The 25800-nt window shown below is 54.2% G+C and carries 19 protein-coding genes, 1 tRNA gene and 2 pseudogenes; 7 read left to right on the forward strand and 15 right to left on the reverse strand.

Annotated elements, in window-relative coordinates; all coding sequences use genetic code 11:
* Window position 1: 1 nt before the first annotated feature.
* The gene (locus tag QCBJ_RS28590) at window positions 2-322 is read right to left on the reverse strand and encodes a hypothetical protein (RefSeq protein ID WP_224795877.1); all 321 of its coding nucleotides are present in this window, start codon (window positions 320-322) and stop codon (window positions 2-4) included.
* A gap of 39 nt (window positions 323-361) precedes the next feature.
* Window positions 362-1336, reverse strand: coding sequence for a hypothetical protein (locus tag QCBJ_RS28595; protein ID WP_046035668.1), 975 nt, complete (start codon window positions 1334-1336; stop codon window positions 362-364).
* A gap of 310 nt (window positions 1337-1646) precedes the next feature.
* On the opposite strand from QCBJ_RS28595, the gene QCBJ_RS28600 reads away from it, so the two are divergent.
* Entirely contained in the window at window positions 1647-3143 is a 1497-nt protein-coding gene (locus QCBJ_RS28600; RefSeq protein ID WP_102062064.1) for a serine protease, read from the forward strand.
* Window positions 3144-4320: 1177 nt separating this feature from the next.
* On the opposite strand, the gene QCBJ_RS28615 is transcribed toward QCBJ_RS28600, so the two are convergent.
* The 6 genes from QCBJ_RS28615 to QCBJ_RS28640 all read right to left on the reverse strand — a co-directional run bounded on the left by QCBJ_RS28615 (window position 4321) and on the right by QCBJ_RS28640 (window position 12533).
* On the reverse strand, window positions 4321-4782 hold the full coding sequence (locus QCBJ_RS28615) for a toxin-activating lysine-acyltransferase (protein WP_102062067.1): 462 nt from the start codon (window positions 4780-4782) through the stop codon (window positions 4321-4323).
* 300 nt (window positions 4783-5082) lie between these two features.
* Window positions 5083-6501, reverse strand: a complete 1419-nt coding sequence (locus QCBJ_RS28620) for a hypothetical protein (RefSeq protein ID WP_102062068.1) — start codon at window positions 6499-6501, stop codon at window positions 5083-5085.
* A gap of 23 nt (window positions 6502-6524) precedes the next feature.
* Window positions 6525-7625: an ABC transporter ATP-binding protein/permease gene (locus QCBJ_RS28625; protein WP_102062069.1), complete on the reverse strand. Its 1101-nt coding sequence runs from the start codon at window positions 7623-7625 to the stop codon at window positions 6525-6527.
* Window positions 7626-7694: 69 nt separating this feature from the next.
* Window positions 7695-9113 carry a TolC family protein gene (locus tag QCBJ_RS28630; RefSeq protein ID WP_102062070.1) on the reverse strand — a complete coding sequence of 473 codons (1419 nt, stop codon included), beginning with the start codon at window positions 9111-9113 and terminating at the stop codon, window positions 7695-7697.
* Window positions 9114-9115: 2 nt separating this feature from the next.
* Window positions 9116-11266: a peptidase domain-containing ABC transporter gene (locus QCBJ_RS28635; protein WP_102062071.1), complete on the reverse strand. Its 2151-nt coding sequence runs from the start codon at window positions 11264-11266 to the stop codon at window positions 9116-9118.
* Between the two features lie 10 nt (window positions 11267-11276).
* Window positions 11277-12533: an HlyD family secretion protein gene (locus QCBJ_RS28640; RefSeq protein ID WP_102062082.1), complete on the reverse strand. Its 1257-nt coding sequence runs from the start codon at window positions 12531-12533 to the stop codon at window positions 11277-11279.
* A 226-nt stretch (window positions 12534-12759) separates the two neighbouring features.
* Here QCBJ_RS28640 and QCBJ_RS28645 point away from each other — a divergent pair, with 226 nt between their 5' ends.
* Both QCBJ_RS28645 and QCBJ_RS28650 read left to right on the forward strand, forming a co-directional pair.
* Window positions 12760-12954, forward strand: a complete 195-nt coding sequence (locus QCBJ_RS28645; protein ID WP_177410689.1) for a response regulator transcription factor — start codon at window positions 12760-12762, stop codon at window positions 12952-12954.
* 654 nt (window positions 12955-13608) lie between these two features.
* Window positions 13609-13866: a colicin V family bacteriocin gene (locus QCBJ_RS28650; protein WP_102062073.1), complete on the forward strand. Its 258-nt coding sequence runs from the start codon at window positions 13609-13611 to the stop codon at window positions 13864-13866.
* An 863-nt stretch (window positions 13867-14729) separates the two neighbouring features.
* Here the strand turns inward: QCBJ_RS28650 and QCBJ_RS30520 are convergent.
* Window positions 14730-14944: pseudogene (locus QCBJ_RS30520) on the reverse strand (Presumed portal vertex protein); the annotation flags it as partial.
* Between the two features lie 164 nt (window positions 14945-15108).
* Window positions 15109-15198, reverse strand: a tRNA-Ser gene (locus QCBJ_RS28660).
* Window positions 15199-15518: 320 nt separating this feature from the next.
* On the opposite strand from QCBJ_RS28660, the gene QCBJ_RS28665 reads away from it, so the two are divergent.
* From QCBJ_RS28665 to QCBJ_RS28675, 3 genes and pseudogenes are all read left to right on the forward strand, one after another.
* A complete protein-coding gene (locus tag QCBJ_RS28665; protein ID WP_015885385.1) occupies window positions 15519-16211 on the forward strand; it encodes a crotonase/enoyl-CoA hydratase family protein in 693 nt (230 codons plus the stop codon).
* Between the two features lie 212 nt (window positions 16212-16423).
* Window positions 16424-17145 (forward strand): annotated as a pseudogene (locus QCBJ_RS28670) (lysophospholipid acyltransferase family protein).
* Between the two features lie 139 nt (window positions 17146-17284).
* Window positions 17285-18256 carry a magnesium and cobalt transport protein CorA gene (locus QCBJ_RS28675; protein ID WP_015885387.1) on the forward strand — a complete coding sequence of 324 codons (972 nt, stop codon included), beginning with the start codon at window positions 17285-17287 and terminating at the stop codon, window positions 18254-18256.
* Here the strand turns inward: QCBJ_RS28675 and QCBJ_RS28680 are convergent.
* The 3 genes from QCBJ_RS28680 to QCBJ_RS28690 form a co-directional block, all read right to left on the reverse strand.
* A complete protein-coding gene (locus QCBJ_RS28680; RefSeq protein WP_102062074.1) occupies window positions 18253-18978 on the reverse strand; it encodes an amidotransferase in 726 nt (241 codons plus the stop codon). The genes QCBJ_RS28675 and QCBJ_RS28680 overlap by 4 nt on opposite strands.
* Window positions 18979-19062: 84 nt before the next feature.
* Window positions 19063-21210, reverse strand: a complete 2148-nt coding sequence (locus QCBJ_RS28685; protein WP_102062075.1) for a 3-hydroxyacyl-CoA dehydrogenase NAD-binding domain-containing protein — start codon at window positions 21208-21210, stop codon at window positions 19063-19065.
* A 16-nt stretch (window positions 21211-21226) separates the two neighbouring features.
* Window positions 21227-22432, reverse strand: coding sequence for an acetyl-CoA C-acetyltransferase (locus QCBJ_RS28690; protein ID WP_015885390.1), 1206 nt, complete (start codon window positions 22430-22432; stop codon window positions 21227-21229).
* A gap of 644 nt (window positions 22433-23076) precedes the next feature.
* Here QCBJ_RS28690 and QCBJ_RS28695 point away from each other — a divergent pair.
* The gene (locus QCBJ_RS28695; RefSeq protein ID WP_102062083.1) at window positions 23077-23883 is read left to right on the forward strand and encodes a cytochrome c; all 807 of its coding nucleotides are present in this window, start codon (window positions 23077-23079) and stop codon (window positions 23881-23883) included.
* A 163-nt stretch (window positions 23884-24046) separates the two neighbouring features.
* Here the strand turns inward: QCBJ_RS28695 and QCBJ_RS28700 are convergent, their stop codons facing one another.
* Together QCBJ_RS28700 and QCBJ_RS28705 are read right to left on the reverse strand one after the other, a co-directional pair.
* Window positions 24047-24850, reverse strand: coding sequence for a transglutaminase family protein (locus QCBJ_RS28700; RefSeq protein ID WP_093545532.1), 804 nt, complete (start codon window positions 24848-24850; stop codon window positions 24047-24049).
* Window positions 24847-25797 carry an alpha-E domain-containing protein gene (locus QCBJ_RS28705; RefSeq protein WP_015885393.1) on the reverse strand — a complete coding sequence of 317 codons (951 nt, stop codon included), beginning with the start codon at window positions 25795-25797 and terminating at the stop codon, window positions 24847-24849. The genes QCBJ_RS28700 and QCBJ_RS28705 overlap by 4 nt, the downstream gene beginning before the upstream one ends.
* Between the last annotated feature and the right edge of the window lie 3 nt (window positions 25798-25800).

The following is a 25800-nucleotide window of genomic DNA, read 5'->3' on the forward strand; positions in this document are numbered from 1 at the left end:
ATTAGGTTTTTATAAGAATCCAACTGATAGTCATCCCCGTAATGGATATGACGGCAACGAGTGTTGGTATGACCATCCAGCACTTGAGATGTCGTGGGATTTTTTCAACGTCTTCAACCCGTACCAAACGCCTCCATTGAAGTACTTTGGGGATAAGAATAATGATAGCCATGGCAAATACGCGTACCTGCCGGCCTTCAAATGGAGCATTACGGAAAATCCGCCTATGGACGATTACATAGTCACTGTGTTCCACATAACGTTCTGCTGCATCGAGCTTTTTGAACATGACAAAAAATGTCAGCGGGATGCTGAGTAACATGAGGGCACATGAGCACAACATCATAAATTCTAGGTACATTTAATCGCTCACAGTTTTATAGAGAAATTTACCCGCAATTTCCCCACCCTCGCTTCCTAACTTGCCCAAGGCCAATCCGCCTGCTGCTCCGCCAACGATGGCACATGCCAAAGCTCCGGCGCCTGCTGTAGGTATGCCAAAAACAATCATGCAGGCGCCTATTCCCACAGAGGCCCCCATACTTCCACCCAGCGATGCCCCCCCAACGCCTAGCACCAATTTGCCTCCCTCAACATACTTCGCCTGCGTACACTCTTGCTCACGCCCAGTGGAACACGCCTCCGTTATCTCCAGCGCTGTGGCACCAACGTCCAGCGCTATACCAATGTAAGTTCCCTTCTTCAAAATCTGCGAAGCTTTGGCTACACGCCTGACCCGTTCCTCATACCCTCGAATCTCTCCATGGTGCCAGTAGCTCCTACTGGAAATGCCGAGCATTTTTTTAATCGACCCTTCGTTTTTCAACCCCGTACCCAAGCGCGCCATACCGGAGACTTGGCTATCCAGCCTCGCAAACAGCGCTCTGCGCTTAACCAGAAACGCGTCCCTAGCCCCCGAGGTTCCCCTCCTCAAGTACTGCTTGTGCAAATCGTCGATGTCCATAAGGGTCTTCTCGACTTGCGCCAAGTGCTTGCTCCAGGCAGTGCTGGCGCTCCCGATGCCGAGGGAGGTATAGGACAAGATGGTTTGTAACTGATCATAGTTTTTGATCAGGAATTGATCAGTTGCTGAGTGCGCCAACAGGGCAAGTTTTATATTCTGCGCCGAGCGCATCAGCCATGCCTCTTCAGCGGTGCAAGAGGCGGTTCGGCTATCCCCGATGATCACCAATTGCCCAGGCAAAACAACGGTGTTGCGGATGTGCTGGTTGAGGGTGTCGAATTTGGTTTGTGTATGGGGATTCAGCGAAAGGCTGAGTTTGAGCAGTGGATAGGGCCGCGGTCGCTCATTGATAAATGCGTAAGGTCCCTGCATGCGTGCACCTCCAAGTGACTGAGGCGCACGACTATAAGAACGAGCTACAAGCGAGGTAAGACGCGTACTGGGGTGTTTTTAGCGTTTGGGAAATGGACTACTTAAATCAGAGATCATGCCTACGATTGCAAGCACTAAAGATCAATTGCCCAAGACTACTGGTCAGAGAGGCGTTCGTATGGCTCAAGCGCCAAACCCTACACGTGCTGACCGAGAGCTCGAGCGCGTTAATCAATAGCCATGTATGTCTCCTGCCTTGGCCTGATTGGATAGTTTCAGCCAATCAATGACTTCCTTGCCGAGGCTCCTCATGTCACTTACTCGCACCGCTCGCATTTTCCTGTATTTCCTGTTGCTCAGCACTGTCTGGCCCAGCCACGCCAGAGACCTGGCCGAGGGACTTACCGAACAGTCACCTTCCGCGGCGCTTGAAAATAAAGACCACCGTTACCCGCAATGGACCGGCATCGGCTCACTGAAAAACGCCTTAGGCCAGACCTGCAATGCCGTTCTGCTCGACACTCGTGATCACCGGGGTAAGGCCGTCGGCCCGGCTTATGTGCTGACCAGCGGGCACTGCGTGTTCTTCAGCTACGGTACAGCGCGCCTGCGTCAGGCGATCACCGCCGATGTCACCTTCAATTACTTTCATGACACGCCCGAACGGCATGTCACCTACGCCGTCAAGACAGCACACTGGAGCAGCATGGCGGGTACCGATTTGGCCGTGCTCGAACTGGATACGTCACTGGCCGTGCTGGTGACCAACGCAATCATGCCACTCAAGCTGGCATCTCAGCGTCAGGCGACAGATCGAGAAGTGATCAACGTGGGAGCGCCGACCGGTTTTCTGAAAAAGGGACTACGCATGAGTGCCTGCGTGGAGTCGACCATCAACAATTTTGCCGAACATCCCGGCGTGTTCCCCAGCGCCTTGCGCAACCGCTGCAATGGTCTGCGCCCAGGCAGCTCCGGCAGTCCAATGCTGGATCGGAACACCAATGAAATCACCAGCATCATCAGCAAGGTCGCGTCTGCCATTCAGAGGGACATTCTCAACAGCTGCCAGAACAACTCGGCGTGCGAAGCCGCGAAATTCAACTACAGCTATCCCGCCAACGACTTGTACTACTGCTTTGTAGACGGTGTTTTCCGTAACGACACCCTGACCTGCCAGCTCAAGGCCGTTGAAATCACGCTGGACGAGCCGTGGAACCTGAAACCCTATGTGCATTTACAACGTGACGCCGCCGACCAAGTTATCCGTCCGACGTGGAACCTGAGGTTCTCGATCCAGGAACCGTTCTACCGATTCAAGGCCGTGAATGACATCAGCGATTGCGCACGCACGCATGGCTACCAGATCGCTGTCGCCTCTGACGAGGCCTACATCAACCTGCCCATCGGCCCAGTGCTGGGGTCGCATGTGCTGTGCATACTCGGCGTGCAAAAGGCCGAGCAACCGCTGACCGTAGCGCTGCTGCGCAATGTATTCACCCATTCGGTATTCCTGACCAACCCAGCCCCGGCACCGCAGCTCAAACACCGCTACCACATCACCTGGGAAAACCAGCACAGCAGTTTCAGCCGGCATTACTACTACAGCGTGAACTCGGCGATCAGCACCCCCTGTGGCGATATTGACGACGAACGCTACACCCTGTCCCTGGACGGCATTTTTCTCGAAATAGCAGAGCTGCCGATCACGTTATGCAGCTATGCACGCAACAACACCGGGCAACCATCGGCCATTCGCACAGACGTGATCGAAGGCGCAACGGTTCGCTCGCAGCGTCATGCCAGGTGAGGCAGCACGCTATTTTCAGCTACTTTTGATGACTCGAGTCCTGTCACGAACGGGGGGACGGACGGGGGTACGCTGCGAAATCGCGGGCAAAAAAAATCCCGCAGAGTGGTTAACTCGCGGGATTTTTTCAAGAATGTGGCGGTGAAGGAGAGATTCGAATTAACCGCACCTAAGAGCGATAGAGAGCAAGTATTGAGCGTGACGCCAGAACATGAACACATCACACAATAACAATTCACCCTATGAACGGCGACGTCAAACCAGAAGCATTACGATTGATTTAGGCCAAAATAAACCATCAATTTTGGAACAATGAAAATAGCCACGCAAATTATTAGTGGCAACATAAACACCTGCAAGTGCTTGCGCTGAATATTACCACCAAATTTCGAATTTATTATTGACGCACCTCCCTTTACTGCGAGTACTAAAAACAAAACGATCAACAGCGAAAGAACGATTGACATATCCCCACCAAACTGCGGAAGCATCATAAAAAACTATAGTACCTGCAAGGTACTACATCATAAAATCGAATGATCAAATTTACTATTTAACACTATTTTGGCTAAGAGCCGTTAGTTAGGCGCCCCGCATTTCCGACAATAACCCCCCCAGTGAAAGCGACACCCGCAGAAGCCAAGGTGCGGCCAATACTGGCGGGCCCCATAATCGCCCCACCCAGTGCTCCCGACCCAACGGCTGCCATGAACTCACCCGCACTGAACGAGCCTCCGCCAAGAAGCCCTCCAACATAAACCGTAGCACCGGCAGCCGCGCCCCCAATTGCCCCCGGGACACCGTAAGCGCCAAAAACGGCTTCCGCTTCCTCCATCGTAACTTCACGCATGGTTTACTCTCCCTGAATATAGATTCATTCACTTAAGCTTTAGCCTGCCCAAAGCAGTACATCGTCGAGTATTTGAGACACTTTAACCCCACCAATCTTCAGGCATGCTAGGTGGGTATAACTAAGCAGCGCAACCACTACACATGTAGGGGGGATACCTGCGCACGCAGCACATGTTCAATTATCCTAAACACATAGACACAAGTTTTTACACTCATCTGGATAAACGCTAACACTTAGTAAAATCACATCTCCGACGACCGCCACGAGGTACTCGAACCCACACTACCGCTCGCAAAAACTAATAGTCACTTGAACAGAAACGCTTTAAGTAGTTGATTTTGAAATTTTCCTCACTGAGTAATCGGAATTTCTCCGCACCCAACTTACCGAACTTACATGCTCTCCATGAAATATATCCCGCAAATATTGACGTGCGTAGATTAAGCCGCCATACGGAAAACAGCAGTCAATTATCCAAGTACGATTTCCTTCATCCCATTCAGACTCATGCAGTAGAAAATTCGGATCTTCTAACAACCTACGTTCACTATCGGGAGCCAAATTCGCCCAGATAACATACCCAACCGGACTGTCATAATCATCAAAGAAAAATACGATTTGCTTATGATCGATGGCAGGAATAACCCATACCCTGAAATCAACTAATCGAAGCATTGAATAACGCCGACATTGCATGACTATCCAGGCAGCAAAACCAATCAACTTAGCTTTTTCCATCAGATTGTTTTTTCGACACTGTGTAAACAACCGAAAATTTTTACTCATGGTAGAAACTCCCTCACACTCTCATAAAACGTCAGCAGGTCATCCTGCCCTTTTACAGATTTTACTAAATCGACAACCTTACTGAATTGTGTTTCACAGCCCCGACTATCGACTGCCGTATAGATGCCGCTCAGCCCATTAAAACTTATAACAACGCCATCAGCCTCCCACAGTATTGTGTCAAACGACTTGGGGCAGCTATAGGCCAACCCTGCATCTCGTAACGTGCACTCCAGTTGAGCAGTATAAGAATAATCCCATCCATTCGCTCTTGAATTAACCCTTAGGTTGATAATTCTTTCACGAACCTCCAATAGCAGTTTTATTCACCCGATTCAATCGAGTAGTGCTAATCGCCATATAAGCAACGAAATAGCGAAAACTGGCCTTGGAAACTTTCACCTTAATGAGCATCAGTTCGACTATCCGATCATAAGCTTCCATTAACTCAGCCATAAGCCTCGCATCCTTACAAAACCAGGTCACGTCCTGTAATGCTCCGGTGAATTTTTGCATCAGTAATTGACGATACAAGCGGGACACATAATGTTCACAGCCCTCCCAACTCAAGGACGCCGTGACAGGCACCAACGAAAACTCATCATAGGCCAATACCTTTTGTAAAACCTTTGAAAACTCAATGAATACTGGTTCACTCAACACTTCTTGAATAACTGAAAACGGAAACCCAAGCTGTACCGCCGTATATAAGTACAGATTCCTTTCGTATTCACGAGCAAACGTCGCAACTGACTTTTCTAATATACTATTTGAATTTGCGGCGCTAACAACTTTGTACTTACTGAGATAAAAGCACATCTCCTGTATACTTTCCATTGCTGGAGCGTACTCAGACATAAACCGATTGATATTAAAGCCGTCCCACCACATTGCATTTGAAAAGACAGTTGCACCTGCCAAATCCATCCACGCGCCGTCCAATGTCACATTGGAAGCACTGATACTCTGATGAAATATCCGTTTAGCCCTAGCAGCAGCGAACTGATTAGCGTAACGATTCGCCAATTCTATCATCCCATTTTCAAGACGATTTTCCTCACTAGTGATTTGATCCTCTCCTTTGCTTGGCAGAAAGCGGACTAATTTCCTTACCGCCAACATCACTCGTTTGGCATCCTCACTCAAATCAGTATGTTTTCTCTCTTTAAAATAAACCGCCCTAATAAAATGTGCGGGGCGTACGGCAGGTACCCTGACCAGTAATCCACGCGGATGCGTCTGATCTGGTTCCTTAAAGTCAACACCCAAATCTATAACGGCCGCGGTCCTTACTGCGCCATGAGGTAACGCAACGTTAATTATTTCAGCCCAAATGGCTTCATAAACAGCTACATCAAGTGATAGGAAGCCGTTCCCATGGGAGTTTCCATAGCCATCATGTGCCCGGGCGCCAACCAACTGATTAGCGCCAATCCCTTTCAAATGGAAGGTACCGTCATAGCCGCAGCGCCCTCCTCCTCCGTTGGTTAAAATGCCGTCGCCACCATAACGTTCGGCATAAAATATTTTCTTTTCTCCAGCAGCGTTCACCTCAGCATCACTATCTATAGTCACATAGTTGTAGCTAGACAACAGTTCCGGCTCGCTCAAATTGCTCTCAAGACTATTGTTATAAAAAACTATTTTTCCTTTTTGAGCCTTGACCGTCTCGAAAGGTACGAAGACCTCTGGCAGGTCAGACAATCGCGACTGTGCCACGCGCAACTCCTTATTTGGAGAAATCATCTAAACGACTTATACGCAACACACTCATCAGTGCGCCGCAGCAGGGCTCCATCGAACGATATAAGACGGTCAGCCGTTGCTTTCCACTCAGCAATATTATGATAGGCATTGATAAACCAACTCAAATTCTCGCAAAGATTGCCGAATGCCGAGTTGATCTGCATAACATCACCAAACTTAATACTCCCAGAGAAAAACCTTGGAACCGCCAACAAGCTACTGAACACCAAAGAAAGCTGACTATAACTTTCTGTGAACAACGACAACCTAACTTTAACTTTAATGGTACGACGCATATTAGCCAGACTCACATCCAGCTTGCTACTAATCTGTTTTTTTTCGGAGTGACGGGTTTTCTCGAGAAGATCAATTTTACTGCTGTCGCGGTATTGCACAAGAGAATACCGGAGATCTGCCTCTGATTTTTGCTGATTGTTATTTAACGAAACCAGCTTGAATCCAATTTTTTGACTTACATACATACCTACAACCGCATAAAAAATAGCCGCCCAAAACATATAGGCAGGCACTGTCACCCCCCATAATGTGCCGCTTCCCGAGAGACCAATTAACACGATACTGAACGACACCACGCTTGCCAACGTGTAAATAAGACCACAAGTCAGGTAGACCGTGGAGAAGGTGAATTTATTTATGTCCTCAGCAATACGCTGATCAGGATTATCTACACAATTTTCTACTTTATCAGGCTGCAAGGACTTTACAATCCATGCTGCTAGGTAATGATTAGTCAACCAACGACGCCATTTGAGTGCAAAAATATCCACTAAAAAAGTGGTTAGCACAGAACGGCCTACCGAGAAACATACGATGCCGAAAAAAACCAGCGTCAACCTATAAAATCTTTGTCCATCGTGGTCTTGAATAGCATTATAAAAATATTTGTACCACTCGTTGAGCGCTAGCGCTGTGGCAACCCCTAAGAGCGACAGCGTCACTAAAGCAATCAGCGCACACCATGCAAACACTTTCTCCTCCGACTTCCAATACAATGAAGTCAACAAGAACGTATTTCGCAAAAAACTGTTTTCGTTAAACTTTACCGCATCCGTACTTGCTGCATCCGCATCCATCATGGCTTCTCGGCTTGTTTACATTTATAATTTTAGTTTTAATTGACACAACTTACTTATCATCATCACTAGCTACAGCGCCCAGAACCCCAAGCGCCCCAAACTTGCCGCTAATCTCAAGCGCGCCATCTGCCAACTTTTGAGGGCGGTAATGTGTTGTTGCTCTGCGGTCGCATATGCAGTCAGCGCATTGAGCAGTTCAATCATGCTGCCGACGCCAGAACGATAGCGGCCTTGCACCACATCCAGCGCCTGATTGGATTGTTCTACCCATTCGGCTGTCTTTTCCAGTGACCGCGTTTCAATGATGAGCGCTTGGTAGTTACTCCACAGGTCTATGGAAATACGCTGCTCAACATTGGCCAGCTCGGCCTCCATCGCCTCCATTTGCGCCTCAGCACCACGTACTTGGTAAGTACGCTCGAAGCCCTCAAACAAAGGAATATTCAGTTGCAGTCCGACACTGTTGTCACGTGTTCGACTATCACCATTGAATGCCATTGATTGGTTGAGCTGCACATCCGACGCGTTGGCAATAAATGACAAGGTCGGGCGGCCCTGCGCTTTATTTTCGTCAATGGCTGCTTTTGCCGCATCCAGCCTGGCCTTTGCGGCAACGAGCGTAGGATGATCCTGCCGGGCTTGCTCAAGTAACTCATCAATACCTCTGACGAATTGGGTATCCGGACGCCGTGTCAGACTTCCGACGAGCTCCAGCGGTGTTTGCGGCGCCAGCCCCATGCGCAGGGCAATCAGGCCCTTGGCATTGACTAAAGCCCCATTGCTGCGGACTTCATTGAGTGCCGCTTGGGAATACGCCGCCTCGGCTTGGAGGCGGTCCGAAAGTGCAGCAGCACCTGCGTCATGCTTGGCACTGGCAGCCTTAAGGTTTTCGGATGCCAGGGCCGCCACCCGAGCAGCAGCAATCTGACTGTTTTGTGCGGCCAGCGTGTCGTAATACAATTGCGCAGCCAGTATGAAGGTTTGCTGCAATTGCTCATCTTGATTAGCGTTCGCCGCAACCAACAATTGGCGAGCGTTACGCAATGCTGCGTCGCGCCGACCGAAATCAAACAACACCCAGCTCAAGGCCAATCGGTGATCTACTTGGCTTTTATGGCCGCGGCCGGAGTACTCCTCACGCTGGTCATAATTCGTATCGTTGCGACCCGTGGTGATACTCGAACTTGCGTTAAGTCTGGGAAGATACGCCGACTGCCGCACTCCGACATACGCGGCCTGAGCCCTGGCATTTGCCCAGTTCAGCCTGGCCTGGGGATCGTGACACAGCACCCGCTCTATCATGTCCTCCAATGTTAAACGCGCAGGTACCAGGCTGCGCTCACACATACGGGGACCACCGTCGATGGGTTGAGTAGCTGTTTGCGCAACCTTACGCTCAGTCGCGAACACATCCTGACCGGCCGCTAGACCCCACTGAGAGAAAGCACAAAGACAAGCCACTACTGTGACGGAGCGTGAAATACTCATCACTAAGTGACCGTGCCAATAGCATGAATACAATGGGTCTCAGCAAACGGAACCGGTACAACCCGCCCATGCTCCAGCACCACAACTCGATCTGCCGAGGCAATCGTCTCAGCGCGATGAGCAATAATGATTCTCGTCACTTTCAGCGCTCGCACAGCCTCATTGACTTGTTGCTCACACGCCATATCCAGGTGGCTGGTGGCCTCATCAAGAATCAGGATGTCGGGTTTCTTGTAGAGCGCCCTGGCTAATAACACACGCTGTTTCTGGCCACCCGACAAGACCGTCCCCATATCGCCCACGAGGGTGTTGTAACCCATTGGCATAGCCAGGATGTCGGCATGAATGCACGCCATGCGCGCGCACTCCATAGCCCAATCCAGATCTGGGTCAGACTCAAAAAACACGATGTTGTCTGAGAGTGAACCGGCGAACAGGCAGTCGTCCTGCATGACTGTCCCGATCTTGCCCCGGAACGTTTCGGTTCCCAGTTGTTGTAGATCACTCCCTGCCATGAGTATCCGGCCTTCGGTAGGCTGGAAGATACCCAGCAGCAAGCTAACGAGCGTACTCTTGCCGCTGCCCGAAGCCCCGGTGACGGCCACCGACTCGCCTTGTGCGATATACATATCAACGCCATTGAGCACGAACGGCTCTTGGTCGGAATATCGGTACTTCACGCCTTTAAGCTCAATATCCACCGGGCAGGCTGGCCACGTTGAATTTGCTGATGTACCGCGGCTTTCTTCCGGTGGGTGCATGACAATGTCAGCCAACCGCTCACCTTGCAGACGCAACATGTAAAGCTCAAAAAGATGATCGATCAAGTTCGCGACGCGGCTGACGAACTGATTTTTGTAAGCCATAAACGCGATCAATACGCCGACAGTGAACTGGTTATTCATCACCAAGGAGGCACCCAACCCGATGGCAACCAGATTCTCCAAACCAAATATCAAACCGTTCAACTGCGTGTAGATCAGGTGCAACTTCTGCGTTCTCAACCCTGCATTGATCTGTTCTACCAGCAAGCCAAGCCAAGCAAGACGCCTTTCGTTCTGACGCTGGAACAGCTTGATAGGCCGCATACCACGCACCGTTTCAAGAAAATGACTTTCCTGGCGGGCGGCGTGAACAATCTGTTCTTCACTAGCCCGACGCAACGGGTAGTACCACGCCCAGCGAACCATGGCGTACAGGGCCATCGCTGTGGCGGCTATGGCCGCAAGTAACGGGCTGTAGATAAACATGAGAATGAAAGTAGCGATGGTCATGAGACCATCGAGCACGGCAGAAAAGAACGCCGCTGTCAGGGTGCCCTGTATGACATCGACGGCACCGAAACGGGAAACGACATCCCCTAGATGCCGCTTTTCAAAATAGTGGATAGGCAGACGCAACAGATGACTGAATACATTGGCGCGCCATTGCACGCTCAATAGCGTGCTCAAATGCATCATGACCCAGGCCCGTATGGCGCTCACCATTTGCTGCATCAGCAACAGCAAGCCAAAGCCGATAATCAAAGTTTTCAACAGGTCACGATCTTGGGTGACCAGCACGTTGTCGAGCGTCCATTGCAGCAGGAAAGGACTGACCAGTGAGAACACTTCCAGCGCCAGCGCCAAGGCAAGCACCTGTCCAAGGGAACGGTACAGACCGCTCACTCTCCCCAGCATGCTCATCAGTTTGACTTGAGGTTTTGGCTGCTGCTTTTCAAAGCTCCCGCCAGGCCAGACTTCAAGCGCCACACCGGTGAAAGACTTGCTAGCTTCGGCCAAGCTTAAATGCCGGATGCCGGAGGCAGGGTCATGCACAATAATTCGTTGGCTCTCTACAGCCTTGAGAACAATGAAGTGGTTGAAGTTCCAATGCAAAACGCAAGGCAACTTTAATTTGCCCAGATCTTCAAGCTCCAGCCTGACAGCTCGCGTCCCAAGATTCAGTTGGTCAGCAGTCTCGATCAATTGCTTGAGCGTACTTCCCTTGAGCGACACGCTGAATTGACGGCGCAAGTCCATCAGCGTTGCATGATGACCGTGAAACCCCGTGATCATTGCCAGGCAAGCTAGGCCACATTCCGTCGCTTCAGTTTGCAGGATCAAGGGCAGGCGTCGCCCCATTCGCAAAGAGATCGCATCGAGATAGTTCATGCGGTATCTCCTAGAATTTACCGGTCAGGCTGTAGAGCGGCTCAAGCACCCACTCATAGAGGCGCCGAGTCTCCTGCAGGATGTCAGCCTCAACCAACATGCCGGTTTGCAGAGATCGTGGCTTGCCATATGCCAGTACGGATTGCGCTTCGATATCGACGCGTATCCGGTAAACCTGCTCACCATTCAATCCAAGTCCAGGGACACTGCCGGTCATCGTTGCCAACTCAGTGGCAGACAGCGTCGCCTTTGAGATAGAGGCGACGCTGCCACTGTGTTGGCCGAACTTCTGATACGGATACGCCTGATAACGCACCCTCACCGGGTCACCGGTATGAATGAAACCGATGGCTTTACTCGGCGCGTACAGTTCGACTTGCAGATGAGAATTGGCAGGTACGATGCTCATCAAGACCCTAGAACTATCAACTGTCTGACCCGGCTCAACGAGAATCGCAGTAGCCACGCCACCCTGGGGAGCCGTAATGGTCAAGGCACGCTTGGCTTCACTTTCAATGAGTTCTTGCTGGATGCCCGATAATGAGCGCTGAATATTTGCCAGTTGGTTTTCATGCAGCGACGAAAGACCTGAAAATTCATGCTGGGTTTCAACCAACTGCTGGTTCAGCACTGTCGTTTCGCGAGCCAGTCCCTGGAGGGTCTGATGCTGGCCTAGGAGTTCGGACTGACGCTGTTGCAGCTGATCCATTGAGATGTAGCCCTTGTCCATCAATCCTTGATATCGATCAGCCGCATTGGTCGCCAGCTTTACAAGCTTCTCTTGACTGGCTGTTTGCTGCGCCAGCGTCCGCAACTGCCGTCGTAAACTTTCGAGCTTGCTTAGCAAGCTTTGTCGTTCCTCTGACTGCAGTTGCTTCTTTTTTACTAACTCGTCATTCAGGGAGTGCTGTCGAATGGTAAGTTGATCGGTTACATCTGCTTGAATTGGCCGCGAATCACCGGCATAGCGCTCACTGGAAATTCGGAACAGTGGCGCTCCTTGCTTGACCGGCTGGCCCTCATCGATAAAGCGCTCTAGGACTAAGCCGTACTGAGGTGCGTGTATTTTCAGTTGCCCCGAGAACGGCACCAACTGACCTGGGACGGTAATGCGCTTTGTGTAACTGCCCCATAGAAAAAAACTCACTACCATGACTGCAAAGAGCCCAGCAATCAGCGTCAGCACGGCGAAGGAAACGGGTCTAACGAGCACGATCTCCCCTAGCCAATTAGCTTGCCTAGCGCTCAGAGCTTCTAGCCGGAACAACGGTGTTTCCGATGGCACAATTCATCCTTTATCAATCTTTTTCCACGGCTCACCCGAAGCAGTACGCGTCCATATGGCGTCACACAACAGTGATCAGCTCCATACCTGATGAAAAATCAGTTTTCCAAGGTAAATTTCTGGCCGCCTCATTCGTTAGCCTTACAGCTATAGAAGGGAGCCATCCTTTCTTCAATACCCTATAAGAGCGAGCGCAGGGAGCAGCGTATTGAACATAACTGATCGAGAGTCCGCGGTACTGAATTTTTTAGTTCAAGGCTTAACCAACAAAGAAATCGGCCGAGAATTAGGAATCAGCGACCACACTGTAAGGGACCACATTTCATCAATGCTAAAAAAAACCAATACATCTAGCCGTGTTGAGTTAGCTGTTAAAAACAGCACAACGAAGGGAACAAGATAGGTCTGCCCACACCTACTTGATTATTTACTATCCCAGATTCCAAACATTTAGTCACCCCCTACAGCCGTAGGGGAGCGTGACTTTCAACCTGATTTAAAATAACCTTGACATCCTCCACCCATATACCTGAGGACCTCAACACCCACCGAAATGGCTGCCAACCAGAATTATCAGTTCCACTGACACTAGTTCAAATACAACTTCCAAAATGCGTAAAAACTTCACCTTCGAGTGAAATCAACATTAGAAACCAGAGGCGTGCACCAACAGCTTCTTGGCACCCCCCTACAAATGAAGGGTATCGACCCGAGCTGTGACGAGCTATAATTTCGCTTTAAACCCTTTCTATATCATTCAGAAATTGTTTAGCTTTCGCCAACCAACACTTAACTTCTAACGAGTGAATAGACACTCAACACTGCCTCATTCAGGGTTAACTCGTGAAAACCTTATTTCCAGTTCTGGTATCAGTTTTGATCGGCATCATTGTCGGCACGATTTCAGACTATCTAGCGCTAAACTCACTTTTAAAATACATACTCATTGGACTGGCCGTAAGCAGCACCTACAAAATAATACTCATTCGATTCATTACTAATAAACAATAAGTATCACATCAGATTAAACTCAACCATCAAAAAATAGGGAAATACCATGAGAAGCTTAACGAATGAAGAGCTAGTGGATGTTTATGGTGCACAGGGAGGTATGACCGTCTCAGCAGAAACAATTGGTGCATCAATTGGCGCAACTGTCGGCAACGTCTACGGTGGAAACTTAGGCGCGATGGCTGGGGGAATTATAGGTGGCGCAGTCGGAAATTATCTCACTGGTACTCGCCAGCCTGGGTCCGTTAGCACTAGTGGCATTCCGTGGGGAGCTTCATTCTCAGCCCCCTCTAACGGCTCCTGACCCCCTAATGCTTGAAGGCATGGGGCTAAAATCAATGTCAAAGAGACATAATTGACTAATGCGCCCCCCACAGTGACTAGAAACCTCATTTAGCACTTTGAAACTTTCGAGCCTATGATTACCTAAAGAGGTGTCCGACTAGTTAGTCGGGCATCTTGTTCGGCCCATAATTTACGTTCCTCCCATAAAAACACCTCAAACGCGCTCGGTAAGCGGCACGGGATCAGCTCAGCTACTGCTTCCCCCAGAATTTTGCTGCACTGCCCGCCGCATTAGACAACTGCATATTCCCCCCTATTGGTTACCGTCTTATCCGCCCCTTCAGCAAATCACCCACGCCATCCGTTACATCGGCGATGTTTTTTTGAAGAAACGAGAGCAGCTCCGGAACATGCTCAACTACTTCACTACTAGACGGATTGCACAGCCTAAGGATCTATAGGTTATGCATCTGGAACGTTTCAGCTATGGCCTTGGCCTATCGCCTTCACAAAACCGGCGTACTGTCAGAATGGATTTACAGAAGCATGTGTATTGAGCTGACCACTATAGGGCTCGGACTCAGGAGCCTGAACCATTTCAGAGGGAAACCTATCAGGTGCTTCAGAAGGTTCTCGGCCTTTCTAGGGATACTGGGCGCTCCCTCACTGGAATCGCAAAAAGAGCTGAGTGTGTCTGTGGATGAATTGATACTAATCCTCCTCAGCATGGCACCTGTTACCATAAGTGGAGACTATGGGCTTCGCCTGCTTCCGTCCCGAAGCGAAAGCCAAATCTCCGCTTAGTCAAAGCTTGATATTCTTCAGCAATCGATGATGATGCAAGCCGCCTTTTCGGGCGGCTTCGTTGTTTTCATGAGAGCTTCAGCCTGGTTCGAATGGTACAAAGCGCACCACCTCTTCGCCCAACCATCCATTTAACTGGGCTAGACGTGCCTGCAGCGGCTCAAGCTCGATCTCCGTCCAGACTTGGGCAGCCTCTTGCAACGATCCAAACCACCCGCATTCTGCGGCACGATGTCCATCAGTTGCGTCGGATTTGCAGTTTGGCTTCTTATCGAGTTGAATCCTTGCTTGGCAAAAAACGCTAAGTGCGATCAATTCTTGATATCCAGACCCTGGTGCATATCAAAGACAGCCCGAGCTGCATAGTGTCGAGAGGGAGTGCAACGTAGAAGGAGATTAGTACAAACGAAAAAGCCCGTGAACTCTAAGTAACTGAATTCACGGGCTTTTCTAAATGTGGCGGTGAAGGAGAGATTCGAACTCTCGATACAATTTCTTGTATACACACTTTCCAGGCGTGCTCCTTAAGCCACTCGGACACTTCACCGTATCTCGTCAAACCAGTTCAGTCTGTCGAGGCGCGCTAATGTAGTCGAAAGCCTTTCTGATGGCAAAGGTTTTTTTCAGAATATTCATGCGGTTAGCAGGTTGTGCCGCTCAATGCCCGGCAAGGGGCGGTGATTGTGCCATTCTCAGGCATGGGCGGTGTGTGTCTGGGACGGCGATTGCGCCCTGCCCCCGGCATTTGGGCGCCCTGTGCAGGGGAAAACCCTGACTGGCCAGTCAGTCACAGCGCTTTACCGGGGCGGGCGTGGTGGGTAACGTCTGCTGCATACTTCTATAACAAGTCCTACAAGGAACCGCGTCATGAGTGAGTTGATTGCCTACCACCTCGAAGACGGTATCGCGACCCTGACCTTGAGCAACGGCAAGGTGAATGCCATTTCTCCGGCGGTGGTCAGTGCGTTTAATGAAGCGCTGGACCAGGCCGAGAAGGACCGGGCGGTGGTGGTGATCACCGGCACGCCGGGGATTCTGTCGGGTGGTTATGATTTGAAGGTGATGACCGCCGGCCCTAAAGAGGCGATCGGCCTGGTGACGTCGGGTTCGACGTTGGCGCGTCGTCTGTTGTCGCACCCTTTCCCGGTGATTGTGGCGTGCCCTGGGCATGCGGTGGCCAAGGGCGCCTTTTTGCTGCTATCGGCGGATTATCGGATTGGGGTGGAAGGCCCGTTCAGCATTGGCCTGAACGAGGTGGCGATCGGCATGACCATGCACCACGCCGGTATCGAGTTGGCGCGGGATCGTCTGCGTAAATCAGCCTTCCACCGCTCGGTGATCAATGCCGAGATGTTTGACCCGCAGGGCGCGTTGCAAGCGGGCTTCCTCGACAAGGTGGTGGCACCAGAGGAGTTGCATGCCGCCGCGCTGGAAGCCGCGCGTCAGTTGAAGAAGCTCAATATGAACGCCCACAAACACACCAAGTTGAAGGTGCGTAAAGAACTGTTGGAAGCCTTGGATGACGCCATTATTCAGGACCAGGGGCATATTCTGAGTTAAGCCCTACGCCTGATACGTCAAAGCCCGACCTAGAGTCGGGCTTTTTCTTACACACACTTTCGCAACACCTTCAGCCCCTCTAGCGTGCCCGTGTCGGCAGATGTTGAAACATGCTCTTAAACATCGCCTATCTCCTACCTCTACCGGGGTAATTGCCGAATACAGTGCACAACCGTACACTGCGCCACCTTTTGTCCCGATGGACCGTGTCGATGCTTTTTCTGTTGCGTATGTTGTTGATGGGCCTGCACTTTATGCTCGCTGGCGTGCTGGGTGTGCTGGTCGGTCTGTGCCGGCCGTTCAACCCGGACAACAGCCGCCTGTGTGCTCGCCTCTACGCGTTGCCGGCCATGTGGATCCTGCGGCTGAAGGTGAAGGTCGATGTGGACTCGCTGCGCAACAAGCCTGGCACCTGCGTGATCATCGCCAACCATCAGTCCAACTATGACCTGTTTGTGTTCGGCAACGTGGTGCCCCACCGCACGGTGTGTATGCCAAGAAAAGCCTGAAATGGGTGCCGCTGTTCGGCCAGTTGTTCTGGCTGGCGGGCAATGTGCTGATCGACCGGGGCAATGCGCACAAGGCACGCCGCGCAATGCTCACCACCACCCGCACCTTGCAGCACGAAGACACGTCGATCTGGGTGTTTCCGGAAGGCACGCGCAACCTGGGCAAAGGTTTGCTGCCGTTCAAGAAGGGCGCGTTCCATATGGCGATTGCGGCCGGGGTGCCCATCGTGCAGGTGTGCGTCAGCAATTACGTCACGCACATGCAGCTCAATCGCTGGAACAGTGGTGATGTGATCATACGTTCGTTGCCGCCAATTCCTACAATTGGCCTGACTTCGGATGACATCCCGGCGTTGATGCAGGCTTGCCATGCGCAGATGGCGGCGTGTATTGAGGCGATGGATCGCGAAGTGCGGGCTGGTTGAAGACTGCCAAAGGCGCTTCGCACCCCAGCGCGAGCAAGCTCGCTCACTACAAAAGCTTGCAGAAACGACGGCTACGACGGAACGCCATTCAGGCTAAGCTGCCCAACACGTGTCCTCCCAATAAGAAGTGATCAGCACCATGGGTAGAGTTGTTGCGGCCGCCGTCTACAGCGCCGGTAAGAAAGTCACTGATATCACCCTTGATGAAGGCGCGGCCTGGGCCGCCAAACCCGGCCACTTTGTGTGGATCGGCCTGGAAGAACCCGACGCGCAGGAACTGGCCAACCTGCAACGCCAGTTCAACCTGCATGAACTGGCCATCGAAGACGCCCTGGAAAAACACAGCCGCCCCAAGCTGGAAACCTTTGGCGATGCGCTGTTTATCGTCACCTATTCACCGGTGCGCGAGAACGGCAAGCTGGAGTTTATCGAGACCCATATCTTTGCCGGCAACGGCTACATCATCACCGCTCGCAACGGTCATTCCGCGTCCTACGGCTTTGTGCGCCAGCGCTGTGAGGCGCGGCCGCTGTTGCTGGAGCATGGGGAAGATTTCGTACTCTATGCGCTGTTGGATTTCGTCACCGAAAACTACCAACCGGTGAGCGAAGCGATCCATGCCGAGATCGATGAGCTGGAGCGCAATGTGCTGTGCAGTTCGCTGAGTGAACGCGACATCCAGAAGATCCATGGCCTGCGCCGCGATGTGCTGCGGCTCAAGCGCTATGTGGCGCCGATGGTGGAAATCAGCCAGGAGCTGCAGAAACTCAACTTCCCGTTTATCGACAAGAACATGCGCCCGTATTTCCGCGATGTGCAGATCCACGTGACGCGGCAGATGGAAGACCTCACCACCCTGCGCGATATTGCCAGCCAGACCATCGAAATCGGCGTGTTACTTGAGGCCTCGCGCCAGAGCGTGGTGCAGCGCAAGTTCGCCGCGTGGGCGGCGATCCTGGCGTTCCCCACCGCAGTGGCGGGGATTTATGGGATGAACTTCCAGAACATGCCCGAGCTGCAATGGCACTATGGCTATTTTGCGGTGCTCGGGTTGATTGCGACCGGTTGCACCGGCTTGTGGGCGAGTTTCAAGCGTTCGGGCTGGCTTTAAACCTGAGCCTCGGGTTTATGCGCCACAAAGCGCATCATCCATTCCGCCACGGTTGCACCGTGGTGGTCACGCTCCAGGCTGGCGACGCCGTTGGTGTAGACCTTTTCGCCCAAGGTTGTCTGAAGAATCTCCAGCAACTCGCGGGAATAGTCTTGGATAAATTCCGGGTGGCCCTGGAAGCACAGCACCTGATCGCCGATGTGATACGCCGCGAACGGGCAAAAAGCGCTCGACGCAATGACCGTGGCATTTTCCGGCAGGGTGGTCACCTGGTCCTGGTGGCTGATCAATAGCGTCAGCTCTTCCACTTCAGGGCTCATCCACGGCGCTTTGGCATCAAGCTTATAGTCGTGGATGCCAATGCCCCAACCCTGGCTCGCGCGTTCAGCCTTGCCGCCCAGCAGCAGCGCCAGCAATTGGTGACCAAAGCAGATACCGAGCAGCTTGTCGCCGCGCTCGTAACGTTCGAGCAGATAGGTCTTGAGGGTCTGGATCCACGGGTCAGTGCCGAAGGAATCGGCCTTGCTGCCGGTCACCAGGTACGCGTCGAACACTTCGTCGTCGGACGGGTATTCACCGTTCACCACGTTATAGACGACAAACTCGGCGGGGATCGGCTGCTTGGAGAACAGGCGCTTGAACATCTGCCCGTACCCTTGGTATTGATCGATCAAGCCTGGACGCAGGATATCGGTTTCCAGGATACAGACGCGTAGCGACATAAAAAATACCTGACACGGTGATGGGAATATTGCACACCCCAGAGCCTGCCTTGAAATACCCCTTCAAGGCAAGCCCCCGCTCGATCACCGGAACACTTCACCGCGTGCCGCTTTATCTAACAACAATGTCGGCGGTGCGAACCGTTCGCCATATTGCTCGGCCAGGTAGCGAGCGCGGGCGACAAAGTCGTTCAACCCATATTGGTTGATGAACTGCAGAGCGCCGCCGCTCCAGGCCGCGAAACCGATGCCGAAAATAGACCCCACGTTCGCATCTGCCGTGGACATCAACACCCCCTCCTCGACACAGCGCACGGTCTCGATGGCCTGGATAAACAGCAGGCGGTCGCGCACATCTTGTGGCGAGATGCGTTGGTCGGGCCGTTCAAAGCGGCTTTTCAACTCTGGCCACAGGTACTTTTGCCCACCGCTGGGGTATTCATAGAAACCGCCCCCCGCCGCCTTGCCTACGCGCTTGTATTCGTTGACCAACAGATCGATCACTGCCGTCGCCGGGTGTGTCGGCACGGCCTTGCCTTCTGCCTGCAGATCCTTGGACGTCTGCTGTCGGATATGGCTCATCAGGCTGAGGGAGACTTCATCCGACACCGCCAACGGCCCCACCGGCATGCCGGCCTTGCGGGCTTCGGTCTCGATCATCGGCGCGGCCACGCCTTCGCCGAGCATGGCGATGCCTTCATTGGTGAAGGTGCCGAACACCCGCGAGGTGAAGAAGCCACGACTGTCGTTGACCACGATCGGAGTTTTCTTGATTTGCAGTACGAAATCGAACCCTCGCGCCAGGGTTTCGTCGCTGGTGTGGGTACCCTTGATGATTTCCACCAAGGGCATCTTGTCCACCGGGCTGAAGAAGTGCAGGCCGATGAACTTGGCCTGATCCGGCACCGCCGTGGCCAAACCGCTGATCGGCAAGGTGGACGTGTTGGAGGCGATCACGGCCTCGGCGCCGACCACGCTTTGCGCAGCAGCCGAGACCTTGGCCTTGAGTTCGCGGTCTTCGAACACCGCCTCGATGATCAGGTCGCAACCCGCCAAGTCGGCATCGGAGGCCGTAGGATGAATACGCGCCAAGGTGGCTTCACGCTGTTGCGCCGTCAACTGACCACGGCTGACCTTCTTGTCCAGCAACGCCACCGAATGTGCCTTGCCCTTCTCGGCGGCGGCCAGGTTGACGTCCTTGAGTACCACGTCGATGCCTGCGCTGGCGCTGACGTAAGCGATCCCCGCCCCCATCATCCCCGCACCCAGCACGCCGACTTTACGTGTGACATAGGGTGCAAACCCTTGCGGCCGTGAACGGCCGGCGTTGATCTCGTTGAGCTGGAACCAGAAAGTGCCGATCATGTTTTTCGCCACCTGCCCGGTCACCAACTCGGTGAAATAACGGGTTTCGATCAGGTGTGCGGTGTCGAAGTCCACTTGGGCGCCTTCGACGGCAGCGCAGAGGATTTTCTCCGGGGCGGGGAAACAGCCCTGGGTTTTACTGCGCAAAATCGATGGCGCGATCGCCAGCATCTGGGCAACTTTCGGGCTCGACGGCGTACCGCCGGGGATCTGGTAGGCTTTGTTGTCCCACGGCTGTTTGGCGTCCGGATTGGCCAGGATCCAGGCGCGTGACTTGGCCAGCAACTGTTCGCGGTCCGCCGCCAGCTCATTGACCAGACCGGCTTGCAGTGCCTGTTGCGGCCGCACTTTCTTGCCTTCGAGCAAATACGGCAAGGCCTTTTCCAGCCCCAGCAAACGCACCATGCGCACCACCCCACCGCCACCCGGCAGCAGGCCCAGGGTGACTTCCGGCAGGCCAAGCTGCACTGATTTGTCGTCCAGCGCGACACGGTAATGGCAGGCCAGGCAAATCTCCCAGCCGCCTCCCAGCGCCGCGCCATTGATGGCGGCCACCACGGGCTTGCCGAGGGTTTCCAGGCGCCGCAGTTGTGCCTTCAACACCAACACGCTGTCGTAAAACTCCTTGGCGTGAGCCGTATCGACTTTGATCAGTTCATTCAGGTCGCCACCCGCAAAAAATGTCTTCTTGGCCGAGGTGATGACCACCCCGGCAAGGCCGTCTTTTTCCGCCTCCAGGCGTTCGACCGTGGCCGCCATGGCCTCGCGGTACACGCTGTTCATGGTGTTGGCGCTCTGGCCGGGCATGTCGAGGGTCAGCACGACAATGCCGTCCTGGCCTTTTTCGTAACGAATGGCTTGGGTCATGACAGATTCCTTGGGCTCAGAGGCGTTCGATAATGGTGGCGATGCCCATGCCACCGCCGACACACAAGGTGGCCAGGCCGTAGCGCTGCTGGCGCACTTCCAGTTCGTCGAGCAGGGTGCCGAGGATCGCGCAGCCGGTGGCGCCCAGCGGATGGCCCATGGCGATAGAGCCGCCGTTCACGTTGACCCGTGCCGCGTCGATGCGCATGTCCTTGATGAACTTGAGCACCACCGAGGCAAACGCTTCGTTGACCTCGAACAGGTCGATGTCTTCAACGCGCAATCCAGCCTTGGCCAGGGCCTTGCGCGTGGCAGGCGCGGGGCCGGTGAGCATGATGGTCGGGTCAGTGCTGGTGACCGCCGTGGCGACAATACGCGCCCGGGGCTGCAGGCCAAGTTCGCGGCCCTTGGCCTCGGAGCCGATCAACATCAACGCGGCGCCATCGACGATGCCGGAGCTGTTGCCCGGCGTGTGTACGTGGTTAATGCGCTCCACATGGCTGTAGACCCGCAGCGCAGTGGCATCGAAGCCCATCTGCCCGATCATTTCGAAGCTGGGCTTGAGCTTGCCAAGGCCTTCAAGGGTGGAGTCGCCGCGAATAAACTCATCATGGTCGAGCAGCACAATGCCGTTCTGGTCCCGCACCGCAATCAGCGACGTGTTGAAGGAACCGTCTGCACGTGCCCTGGCCGCTTTCTGTTGTGAATGCAGGGCAAAGGCGTCGACGTCCTCGCGGGTGAACCCTTCGAGGGTAGCGATCAGGTCCGCGCCGATGCCCTGTGGGGTGAAGTGGCTGTGCAGATTGGTCTGCGGGTCGAGCACCCAGGCGCCTCCGTCACTGCCCATGGGCACGCGGGACATGGACTCGACGCCACCGACCACCACGAGATCTTCGAAGCCGGAGCGCACCTTCATCGCGCCCAGGTTGACCGCTTCCAGGCCAGACGCGCAAAAGCGGTTGATCTGGACGCCTGCGACGCTGATGTCCCAGTCGGCCACCAGGGCGGCGGTCTTGGCGATGTCGGCACCCTGGTCGCCCACCGGGGTCACGCACCCGAGCACGATGTCGTCCACTTGTTGGGTGTCGAGGTCGCTGCGTCGGGCCAGGGCGGTGAGCAAACCGGCTACCAGGTTAACCGGCTTGACGCTGTGCAAGGCGCCGTCCGACTTGCCTTTGCCACGGGGCGTACGTATCGCATCAAAGATCAAAGCTTGGGTCATGACGTCCTCGAACCGCTGTGCAGGTGTGCCTCTACCTTAGGCCCGATTGACACGGTTTCAATGACGGATGCGCTCATTGCTTTTGACCCCCTCGCTCGGACGAACGGTAGCCTCCTAAGGTAATTACCTGATTAATCGTTTTAGCTGTCTAGCCAAGGCATTGGCGCCAAGATGGCGTTATGCCTCATGCCTTTTTAAGCTGAAATGCTGATTAGCTGATATGAAATGGGTCTAAGCCAAGAAGAACGAGGGCTCTAAGGTTGAATCAGTAAGAAGTTGCTGCCGGGTTTTGCTGGAGCAGCTGTAAGAAAAGTGACACGTCATCTCGCCATACTGAAATAAAACCGGCACGTATTTGACGCTCAGGAATAACAACAAAAGGCAGTCAGCCATGTTTAAACATTCGAAAGTACGTCAGGCGGGACTCATTCTGTTCGCCACCACACTGATTTTGATCTTGCCCAACTTAACCAAGGTTATTGGGTGACCCCTCCACGGCCCCATTCCGTGCAACAGCACAGGGTTTGCAGTTTTTGGCAGCGCCTGCCTGGACATTGCGCATAGCGGTCCTGCAGGGGCTGTCTTTTTACGCGCCGATTTCCGGTATCGTGAGCCCAATCGCCACGTTGATTCGAGCCTGCATCTTGAAAGCCATCCTTGCCCTCCTCGCCTTGCTGATCGGCCTTCCCGCTTCAGCCGCGCAATTGACCGTCGAACTCGACCACACCCGCAAGACCTGGCAGACCGCCGACCTGCTCAAGCACCCGCAAGCGCAAACGGTGCAGATCGTTGATGACGTGTCCTACAAGCGCACCATGACCTATCGTGCAGTGCCGCTGGCGGTGCTCTTACCGGGTTTGAAACCTGAGAGCCACCTGCAAGCCGTTGCCCTCGATGGATTCGCCGCCGAACTCACGGCTGCGCCGCTGCTGGAAAACCACGGTGCACGCGCCTGGCTCGCGGTGGAGGACCCCGCCCAGCCATGGCCCGCACTGGCGGATGGCAAACCGAGTGCCGGGCCGTTCTACCTGGTGTGGACCGACCCACAGGCCGGGTCTATCAGCCCGGAGCAGTGGCCGTTCCAGATCTCCGGGATAAAGCAGTTGAAGACCGTGGCGGAGCGTTTTCCGGCGTTGTTGCCCGACCCGACGCTGGCGCCCAATGACCCGATCAACCAGGGCTTTGCGCTGTTCCAGAAAAACTGCCTGGCCTGCCACCGCCTCAATGGCGCCGGTGATGCACAGGTGGGGCCGGACCTGAATGTCCCTTATAACCCCACCGAGTATTTTGGCGGTGATTTCCTCAAGCGCTATATCCGTGACCCGCAGAGCCTGCGGCATTGGCCACAGGCGAAGATGCCGGCATTCGCCGCCAGCGTGTTGCCGGACAATGAGCTGGATTTATTGGTTGAGTATCTGAAGCACATGGCCGCGCGTAAACAACCCTTGTAGTGAGCGGGCTTGCCCCGCGCTGGGCTGCGAAGCAGCCCTGATCAAGCAGAATGCGGTGTATCAGGTACTGCCGCGGCGCCTGGATTAGGGCCGCTTCGCAGCCCAGCGCGGGGCAAGCCCGCTCACTACAAGCCACAAAACCTCTGGCAGACCCGCGATCACGCTATTGCTGCTGGACGGAAATCACCGGCGTCGGCGCCACGAACACCTTCGCGTGCATCTGCTCATGACCGCCGCCGCGACGCATGCCGCGCACCGGGCAGGCATCCAGGTAATCCAACCCTACCGCCAGTTTCAAATGCCGCTCCGGGCGGGCCAGCTGGTTGGTCACGTCAAAGCTGTACCAAGCGTCATCCAGCCAGGCTTCGGCCCAGGCATGGCTGGCCAGGTGCGTGCTGTCCTCGGAATACAAATACCCCGACACATACCGCGCAGGGATCCCCAGGCTGCGTGCGCAGGCCAAAAACGCGTGGGTGTGGTCCTGGCACACGCCCGCACGGCCGGCGAAGGCTTGGGCGGCGCAGGTGTCGACTTCGGTCGCGCCCGGCGTGTAGATCATCGCTTGGTTAAGTGCATGCATCAGGTCGATCAACGCCGTGCGATCGCGACGTTGATGGCAATGCTGGTCGGCAAAGCCGCGCAGCGCTTCATCGGGCTCGGTCAAGCGGGTGCAGCGCAGGAACGGGAATGCCGATTGGCTCTCGTGTTCGGCCTCGCGCAGTTCGTCGATGTCCACTTGGCCACGCGCACCGATGATGATGGCGTCGTGGGGTTCATCCAGGGTCAGCACATGCAGGATGTTGCCGAACGGGTCCACCTGGGCACGCACCGGACGCGGGAGGTCGAGTTGCCAACTGAGCACATGCTGGCGCTCGCTGTCATGGGGGGTCAGGCGCAGGTACTGGATGCTGGCGCGCACTTGGTCTTCATAGTGGTAAGTGGTTTCGTGGCTGATGGAGAGTCTCATGCGGCCTCCAGGTAGGAACTGTAGATGGCGTCGCCCAATTGGCGGACCAAGGGGATAAAGTCGGTCAGCCAGGCGTGCAGGCCTTCCTCAAGGATTTCATCAATGGCGGTAAAGCGCAGGCGCGCATCCATCTCGGCGGCCAGGCGCTGGGCCGGGCGGCCGTTGATGCCGGGCAGGCTGGCCAGGATCTGGTCAATCTCTTCGCTGCAGGCACGCAGTGAGCGCGGCACATCGGCGCGCAGCAGCAGCAACTCAGCGACTTGCCGGGCGCCGGGTGCATCGCGATAAATCTCAGTGTAGGCCTCGAACGACGACAAGGCCCGCAGCAAGGCACTCCATTGATAGTAGGCATGCGCAGTGCCATCGGTGACGGCTTCGGCCTGGTCACCGGCCATTTCATAACGTGCGTCCAGCAAGCGCAGCGTGTTGTCGGCGCGTTCGATAAACGTGCCGAGCCGAATAAAGCGGAAGGCATCGTTGCGCATGATGGTGCCGTAGGTAGCGCCCCGGAACAGATGGGAACGCTCCTTGACCCACTCACAGAACCGACTCATGCCATAACGGCTCAGGCCCTGCTGGGCGATATCACGAATATCCAACCAGGTAGCGTTGATGTTTTCCCACATGTCGGCGGTAATTCGCCCACGCACCGCATGGGCGCTGGCCCGCGCGGCGCCGAGACAACTGTAGATACTGGCCGGGTTGGCCGCATCCAGAGCAAAGAAGTGCAGCAGGCGTTCAGCGTGCAATTCACCGTGACGTGCGTGGTAGTCCTCCAGGGTGCCGGTGATCAACAGCGGCATGGCCAGTTCATGCAGGCCATCACCGCGCCCATCCTGGGGCATCAGCGACAGCGAATAGCTGACGTCGAGCATGCGCGCGAGGTTCTCCGCGCGTTCAAGGTAGCGCGACATCCAGTACAAATCCGAGGCAGTTCTACTCAACATGGC

This window comes from Pseudomonas sp. QC2, assembly GCF_002859085.1.
Classification (GTDB): Bacteria; Pseudomonadota; Gammaproteobacteria; order Pseudomonadales; family Pseudomonadaceae; genus Aquipseudomonas; species Aquipseudomonas petroselini.